General features: G+C 40.1%; 6 protein-coding genes and 1 pseudogene. 5 read left to right on the plus strand and 2 right to left on the minus strand.

Annotated elements, in window-relative coordinates:
- Positions 1–22: 22 nt before the first annotated feature.
- Positions 23–964 (minus strand): annotated as a pseudogene (locus A4S05_RS15305) (CHASE2 domain-containing protein); the annotation flags it as partial.
- A 739-nt stretch (positions 965–1,703) separates the two neighbouring features.
- On the opposite strand from A4S05_RS15305, the gene A4S05_RS15310 reads away from it, so the two are divergent.
- The 4 genes from A4S05_RS15310 (at position 1,704) to A4S05_RS15325 (ending at position 5,356) form a co-directional block, all read left to right on the plus strand.
- Complete coding sequence (locus A4S05_RS15310) at positions 1,704–2,225, plus strand: LabA-like NYN domain-containing protein (protein ID WP_041565194.1); 522 nt, start codon at positions 1,704–1,706, stop codon at positions 2,223–2,225.
- A 95-nt stretch (positions 2,226–2,320) separates the two neighbouring features.
- Entirely contained in the window at positions 2,321–3,925 is a 1,605-nt protein-coding gene (locus A4S05_RS15315) for a 2-isopropylmalate synthase (protein WP_069070685.1), read from the plus strand.
- A 186-nt stretch (positions 3,926–4,111) separates the two neighbouring features.
- Positions 4,112–4,591, plus strand: coding sequence for a GNAT family N-acetyltransferase (locus A4S05_RS15320; protein WP_069070686.1), 480 nt, complete (start codon positions 4,112–4,114; stop codon positions 4,589–4,591).
- Between the two features lie 93 nt (positions 4,592–4,684).
- Positions 4,685–5,356, plus strand: a complete 672-nt coding sequence (locus A4S05_RS15325; RefSeq protein ID WP_069070687.1) for a nuclear transport factor 2 family protein — start codon at positions 4,685–4,687, stop codon at positions 5,354–5,356.
- 173 nt (positions 5,357–5,529) lie between these two features.
- Here A4S05_RS15325 and A4S05_RS15330 read toward each other — a convergent pair whose 3' ends face one another.
- Positions 5,530–5,967: a GNAT family N-acetyltransferase gene (locus tag A4S05_RS15330; protein WP_069070688.1), complete on the minus strand. Its 438-nt coding sequence runs from the start codon at positions 5,965–5,967 to the stop codon at positions 5,530–5,532.
- Between the two features lie 163 nt (positions 5,968–6,130).
- Here A4S05_RS15330 and A4S05_RS15335 point away from each other — a divergent pair, with 163 nt between their 5' ends.
- Complete coding sequence (locus A4S05_RS15335) at positions 6,131–7,576, plus strand: RecQ family ATP-dependent DNA helicase (RefSeq protein WP_069070689.1); 1,446 nt, start codon at positions 6,131–6,133, stop codon at positions 7,574–7,576.
- Positions 7,577–7,851: the final 275 nt, after the last annotated feature.

Raw genomic sequence — 7,851 nt, forward strand, 5'->3', positions numbered from 1 at the left:
CTTTTATTTCCCGACAACTCTAATCATTGTTTAACTTATCTGTTGCACCAATCAGCACAATTTTGTCTTTAAAGAACTTTCCCTGCTGCAAATAGGTGTTCCAGTTTTCTGGGTCGAATACGTGCCAAAAGGGTATTTGCTCAAATGTACCCGCAGCCCCCCAAAAATAAATGCGATCGCCCTTTGGTCGGGGATAATTTACTTGTGCTGCCCTCAGCGCTGCTTCACCAAAGGATAGCCGCTTCTTGCTAAATAAATTATCTTCACCTAATAACTTGGGAAACTCACTCGCTAATCGATGAACTTTTCCATCAACTTCTAAGGGAAAATTAACTGAGCCAATAGACACTGACCCGGTGCGAAACATTTGTTGTGGGTCTGTCAGCTGCGTAAAATACCCTTGGTGCGTTTCAGAATTTTCATAGATAGCTGCTAAGGTAACTTTGCGACCATATTTTTGCAATGCTGCCTGAAGTTGGCGATCGTCATTAGCTCCATAACTGCTTGCTGAGTCAAAAACAACATCTACAGCTACAGAGCGGGCACCGGCTTTGATTAATTTTGTGATTACCTGGCCATAAGCAGCACGCTGATAAGGAAAAGATTTCAGTGTTTCTAGGTAGGCATACTGTTTTGGATCTGTTTTATAGTACTGTTCGGGAACTGATATTGACTGATCGTCTATTGCTAAAATTACGATATCTTCTGGAGGCACAATCGGCCCACGCACTTGCATAAAGCCAGAAAACACCTGATTTTCGAGCAATTGAACCACTTCCCAACCAGAAGCACTCACCACTGCGGCCCCCATTACCCAAGCGCCAGCGAGTAGATGACCTAAGCGAACCATCCACCTGGACTGGCGAAGCGATGCAGTCGAAGTTACTTTTGTCGGTTTACTTGAGTGTCTATTTGCAGCAGAGACATAGTTTTTAGTTAAGGTAGATGTAGGTTCTTCTGCCATGTCGTGTTACTAATTGATTTAAGTCCAACACTTTTATTTATTCAGACCACGTTTTAGTGTAAGCACATTGAAATAAGACTTAAATGATAATCTTATACATTTGTAAAGTATCTTCTATTCATCAACAAACTTCTATTGGCAGAGCTAGTCCCCAAGAAATTTCTACTCAAGCACCACTTAAATTATTATTTTTTTGTTGAATGAGTTACAACTAGTGATTGTCTCATAGATCAGATCCAGATATCCTCTGCCTGTGCATTTGGTTGTGGTGAGATTTTACCCTAAGCTAACCAACAAGTACGCTTCTAACTGGGTGCTCTACCCAAAGCTGTCCCAATTCCGTCTTTTGTCTTTGGCGCAATATTGGTACTCCCTACAAAGCGTGTCCTGAGACTGAAAGCTTTACCTAAAGATGGGCATTAACTTATATCCTACCTTAAGCCTATGCTATACCTCTTTAGGAGTAAACTTTAGTGTTATGCAGCGATGAATGCTGTTACTGGGTCAATTTTATTGGTAGATTTTGATCATCGGGTGACTCTTGTAGTGTCGGAGGTGAATACGGTTAGCACCCAGGATCTCAACTCCAATGTTGCATCCGTTTTTATGCCTTGAAAGAGGTAGGATAAAAGCTATAGATAAAGAGCTACTTTATAGATATTAGCAAACAAGGCATTTGAAAATTGCTATAATCTATTGTTCCATCTAAATTCATATATATTATTAGGTGTAAATTTGTATGGGTTCTCCAATGAATCGTCTGTCTATTTTTGTAGACGGAAACAATATGTTCTATGCTCAACAAAAAAATGGCTGGTTTTTTGACCCGCGGCGAGTCTTAGAATACTTCAAACATGAGCAATCAGAAACAACATTAATTAATGCCTTCTGGTACACTGGCTTAAAAGACCCGCAAGATCAGCGAGGTTTTAGAGATGCTCTAATTAGTCTAGGATATACAGTCAGAACTAAAATCCTTAAAGAATATTATGATGATACTTCCGGTCGCTACTCGCAAAAAGCGAATTTAGATATTGAAATTGTTGTAGATATGTTTAATACAGTTGACCAGTATGACCGAGTAGTATTATTCAGTGGTGATGGGGATTTTGAAAGAGCAATCGAACTATTACGCTCAAAAAATACACATATTACGGTAGTATCAACTGAAGGAATGATCGCGAGAGAGTTACGCAACGCTACTGATAGATATATAGATTTAAATGATATCAGAGATCAAATAGAAAAAACTGAAGGCTAATATCCTTAGCAATTATTTACAAAACTAAGAGTAAAAGAAAAACTAAGGTTGAAGATATATTGAGCTACACGTAAACACTACAGAACAAAAGGCAAATGACAAACAAAACCGATCGAATCATCATTTTTGATACGACATTGCGAGATGGAGAGCAGTGTCCCGGAGCGACTTTAAATATAGACGAAAAGCTAGTTATTGCCAAACAATTAGCGCGTCTGGGTGTAGATGTAATTGAAGCTGGCTTTGCCTTTGCTAGTCCCGGAGATTTTGAAGCAGTTAAGAAGATTGCTCAAGTTGTTGGGATAGAAAATGGCCCGGTAGTTTGTAGTTTGGCAAGAGCCATTAAAGCAGATATTGAAGCGGCTGCTGAAGCCTTAAAACCAGCAGTTAATGCCAGAATTCACACATTTATTTCGACTTCTGATATTCATTTAGAGTATCAGTTACGGAAGTCACGGGCAGAAGTGTTAGCGATCGCAGAAGAAATGGTAGCCTATGCCAAGTCCTTCATGACAGATATCGAATTTTCGCCGATGGATGCGGCTCGTACCGATCCAGAATTTCTGTATCAAGTGTTAGAACGAGCGATCGCAGCTGGTGCAACAACAGTTAACATTCCCGATACTGTCGGTTACACAACTCCTAGCGAATTTGGAGCCATGATTAAGGGGATTATCGAAAATGTTCCCAACATCGACCAAGCCATTGTTTCCGTTCACGGTCATAATGATTTAGGCTTGGCAGTTGCTAACTTCTTAGAAGCCGTCAAAAACGGCGCACGGCAACTAGAATGTACAATCAATGGCATTGGCGAACGAGCCGGCAATGCATCACTAGAAGAATTGGTAATGGCGTTGCATGTGCGGCGGCAATATTTTAACCCTTATCTCGGCAGACCAGAAGATTCTCAAGAATCCCTGACAAATATTGACACCCGACAAATTTACAAAACCTCACGCTTAGTTTCTAATTTGACGGGAATGTTGGTACAACCAAATAAAGCGATCGTTGGGGCGAATGCCTTTGCCCATGAGTCGGGAATTCACCAAGATGGTGTGTTAAAGAACAAGTTAACCTACGAAATTATGGATGCCCAATTGATTGGCTTAACAGACAATCAAATAGTTTTGGGCAAACATTCAGGTAGAAATGCTTTCCGGACTCGGTTGAAAGAATTGGGCTTTGAACTGTCGGATAGTGAGTTAAATAAAGCCTTCGTTAGATTCAAAGAAGTAGCAGATAAAAAGAAAGAAATTTCTGATTGGGATTTGGAAGCGATCGTTAACGATGAAATCCAACAAGCGCCCGATTTGTTCCGGGTAGAGTTGGTACAAGTTTCCTGTGGTAGCAACGCCCGTCCTACTGCTACAGTTACTCTGCGTACTCCAGAAGGTGAAGAATTAACCGATGCTGCGATCGGTACTGGGCCAGTGGATGCAGTTTACAAAGCCATCAACCGGGTGGTGAATGTGCCCAACGAGTTGATTGAGTTTTCTGTGCAGTCAGTAACAGCTGGTATTGATGCCATTGGCGAAGTGACGATTCGTTTACGTTATGAATCTAAAGTATTTTCTGGTCATGCAGCGAACACAGATATCATTGTGGCATCCGCGCAAGCTTATGTAAATGCGTTGAATAGGTTGTATGCATCTTTGCAAACTCAAGAAAAGCTAGAGGAAGTAACTGCACAGAAAGTCTGAAATAGATGATTAATCAGGGTTTTACCCCACCCTAACCCTCCCCTTGCAAAGGGGAGGGAACTAGATAGATTTTCTTGTTTCCCCCCTTGCTAAGGGGGGATTAAGGGGGGTAATTCGACTTCTGTCTACACGGTAGCCAACTTTGGGGAGGAGTTATTTGTGAGTTCCAAAAAATCGTTGGAAATTATGCTGACAGAAAAACATCTCATTATTAGAGAAGGCACTATCAAAGAAGATTCAGTTATTGCACAACACTTTTATCAAATGTGGCTAGATATTGGTGTTGATGAGAGTAATATTCTTCCAGAGTCGCAGAATATTACCCTCCAATTTATAGAAGAAGCGCGTCGAGATTTGTTTTACAAGGCTTTTGTTGCAGAGGTTGATAATACAGTTGTGGGTTCTGTAAGTTGTCAACTATTTGCAGGTTTATACCCCAATGTTTTCAAAGATGAATACCGCAAATTTGGATATATTTGGGGCGTTTATGTTGAAGAATCTTACCGCAGACAAGGAATTGCCAAATCTTTAACTAATAGAGCAATTGAATATTTAAAAGCGATCGCTTGTACGCGAGTAGTTCTTAACGCCTCGCCATCAGGTAAACCAGTTTACTCTAGCCTCGGTTTTTCTGAAGGGAATGTAATGCAATTAGATTTGATTTAATTATGAATATTGTTTACTTTTTTGAATTTTTTGATTGACTTGTATGCATAAAACTTTATTCTGAAAAACGATGTTTATAATCAGTCAACTTGTATGAGTAGCGAAAAAACAACAGAATTGCCACTCTGGTTACAAGATAGAGATATAGTCATTGCTCATGATGAAGAAGTACAGTGGCGAGAAGGAAAACGCCCGGATTATTCTTACACCAATGAATTTCTTCATCAAGAGAGTAAATTTCAGCATCCAGAAGGTTCTTTAGAAGCGATCGCTCAAAACTTAGTCCGAAATTTTGAGATGGAAGCTTCTAATAAATCTAATCCTGAACAGTGGCTTTCGATTGTTACTGATAAGTTTAAGATGAGTACCAATGGGGGACAACAATTCACTGCTCAGGATGTTGCAACCGAAGGGACTTATAATCTGTTTTTAGGTGAAAGTGAGCAGTATAGCTCTGAAACAGAAACATTTGAATCGTCATTCCAAGTTTTTCACAATGCTTTTCCTAATGGCTTCCTTTGGGAATTAACAGAAATCCTTTCCGGGCCGCCTAATGTAACCTTTAAGTGGCGACATTGGGGAACATTTAATGGTTCTTATAAAGACTATGCACCCACAGGTGAAACTATAGAAATCGTAGGAGTTAGTATTGCTCGTGTGACTGATGATTTGAAGATTGAGTCTTTAGAGCATTATTTTGATAATAATGTCTTTCTTCAGAAATTAACGGCAGGTGGTTGTCCTTTCCATTCGCAAAATCAATAGCTTTGGCGACTAGAAGTCGCGGCTATACAGACAAAACCTGTTTCCGTAGGTTAGCAAAACTTTGATTTTGTGGTATTCCAACTGCATGGACTACCCTGCGGTAAGCGGCAAAGCACGTATATTTGTGTAGTAGCGACTTCTACTCGTTTAATACTTTTAAAATATGCTCTTACTTATGCTTGATCAGTATTAGGATTTAAACGCATCATGATTTTTTCCGGCTCTGTCAAATTTTTAAAACCATAACGGCGATAAAGTCCATGAGCATCTTTTGTCCCTAACAACCACCTTTGCACGTCTTGCAGTTCTGAATATTCCAAAATATATTCTACAAACCATTTTCCTAAACCCTGTCCTCGATAAGGCTCTAGAATAAAAACATCTTTTAATAATGCAGAAGTTGCATAATCAGTTATGACTCTGGCAAAGCCAACTTGTTGATTATCTTCATAAAGTCCAAAGCATAAAGAGTTTTGTATTGACTTTTCAACAGTAGCTAACGGGATGTTTTCAGCCCAATAGGAAGTTTGTAAAAAATCATGAATCATTTGAGTATCTAATTTAGATTTATCAGTGCTGATGTAAAATTTGTGTTTTAATTCTTCGTTCATTTAGCTGAATTTTTTATTCAATATGTTGATGCATAATAATTCATTTTAATTCATTATTACAGTCAGTGCTTTGCAAACTAAGATGATGAAATTACTGAACCATTAGCTGGATAGCAGAGGCTATATTCAATATTCAAGGATATTGGTGCATCTACTATTGATTATGAATCAGCCTACAACAAAATCTTGGCAAGAAGTTCTTGCTGCTTTTAAAAAAATCTGGGGTTATGAAAATTTCCGTCCGCCACAGGGAGAAATTGTCAGCAGTTTATTGGCACAGAAAGATGCGCTGATTATTATACCTACGGGTGGAGGAAAGTCGATTTGTTTTCAACTTCCTGCACTCCTACAAACAGGATTAACTTTAGTAGTTTCGCCCTTGGTGGCGTTGATGGAAAATCAAGTACAGGAACTACTACAAAGCCATCAAAAAGCAGCACTTTTGCATAGTGAATTGTCTTCATCTCAACGCCGTGTAACTCTGCAAGCTTTAGAACGTCAACAGCTAAGATTACTTTATTTATCGCCAGAAACTTTGCTAAGTGCGCCAGTGTGGGAAAGATTATGTCACCCGCAATTGCAAATTAATGGTTTGATTTTAGATGAAGCTCATTGTTTAGTACAGTGGGGTGATACTTTTCGCCCAGCTTATCGCAGATTAGGGGCAGTGCGTCCGGCATTGCTCAAATCAAAACCACCAGGAACAAAAATCAGTATCGCCGCTTTTACTGCTACTGCTGACCCCTCAGCCCAAAAAATTATTCAAACAGTTTTACAATTACAGCAACCAGAGATTTTTCGCTTGAATCCCTACCGTCCTAATTTGCATCCCAGCGTTCGCATCGCTTGGACACCACGAGGTAGGAAACAACAATTATTAAAGTTTATTCAAAATAGACCGCAACAATCGGGATTAGTTTATGTTCGCACTCGGAGAGATAGTGAAGATTTAGCCCAATGGTTAGCAGAGATGGGTTACGCTACAGCTAGCTATCATGCAGGATTGGGTGCAACTGAACGCCGTGAAGTAGAAGCAAGCTGGTTAAGTGGCAAAATCCCTTTTGTGGTTTGCACCTGTGCGTTTGGTATGGGGATAAATAAAAGTGATGTTCGCTGGGTAGCTCATTTTCACGCGCCACATTTGTTATCTGAATATGTGCAAGAAATTGGCCGCGCTGGAAGGGATGGAAAACCAGCCCAAGCGTTGACATTGGTAAGTGAACCTACAGGGTGGTTAGATTCAGGGGATAAGCAAAGACAGGAGTTTTTTCAAGAACAAATGCGATCGCAACAACAAATAGCGCAGCAACTTGTGAAAAAATTACCCAAACAGGGAGAAGTGAATGCAGTAACTCGACAATTTCCCGAAGGTGCAACGGCGCTAGCTTTACTCCATAGCAACGGTCAGCTAAACTGGCTTGATCCTTTCCATTACAGTATTGGGCAAAAAGCCGGAAATCAACCACCGACGCAATTACACGCTGTTAAACAGATGCAGCAATACCTAACAACTAAGCAGTGTCGTTGGCAGTTTTTGTTAAATGCCTTTGGTTTTGACAAAGAAGCAGCTAACCTGCGTTGCGGACATTGCGACAATTGCCGTCAATGAGTATCAAAGACTCATTAACGAGTATAAAAGGTGGATGAACGGAGCGAAAAGACTCGTTCACGAGTATAAAAGGTGGATGAACGGAGCTAAAAGACTCGTTCACGAGTATAAAAGGTGGATGAACGGAGCTAAAAGCCTCGTTCACGAGTATCAATGCCTTATCCTTATTTTCCAGCTAGGTTCATCCAATAGGATGAATTGTCATTTTCACCACCAAGTGACAATAGGGTAGTCAAGTAGAGGATAAAAATATGTCATCTGCTCAAGCGCCCTCT

It is taken from the genome of Nostoc sp. KVJ20 (assembly GCF_001712795.1).
Taxonomy (GTDB): domain Bacteria; phylum Cyanobacteriota; class Cyanobacteriia; order Cyanobacteriales; family Nostocaceae; genus Nostoc.

Bases quoted from the DNA above. Each gene is read 5' to 3' on its own strand.
- A4S05_RS15310 (WP_041565194.1), top strand. From the start codon at position 1,704: ATGGGTTCTCCAATGAATCGTCTGTCTATTTTTGTAGACGGAAACAAT.
- A4S05_RS15315 (WP_069070685.1), top strand. From the start codon at position 2,321: ATGACAAACAAAACCGATCGAATCATCATTTTTGATACGACATTGCGA.
- A4S05_RS15320 (WP_069070686.1), top strand. From the start codon at position 4,112: ATGCTGACAGAAAAACATCTCATTATTAGAGAAGGCACTATCAAAGAA.
- A4S05_RS15325 (WP_069070687.1), top strand. From the start codon at position 4,685: ATGAGTAGCGAAAAAACAACAGAATTGCCACTCTGGTTACAAGATAGA.
- A4S05_RS15330 (WP_069070688.1), bottom strand. From the start codon at position 5,967: ATGAACGAAGAATTAAAACACAAATTTTACATCAGCACTGATAAATCT.
- A4S05_RS15335 (WP_069070689.1), top strand. From the start codon at position 6,131: ATGAATCAGCCTACAACAAAATCTTGGCAAGAAGTTCTTGCTGCTTTT.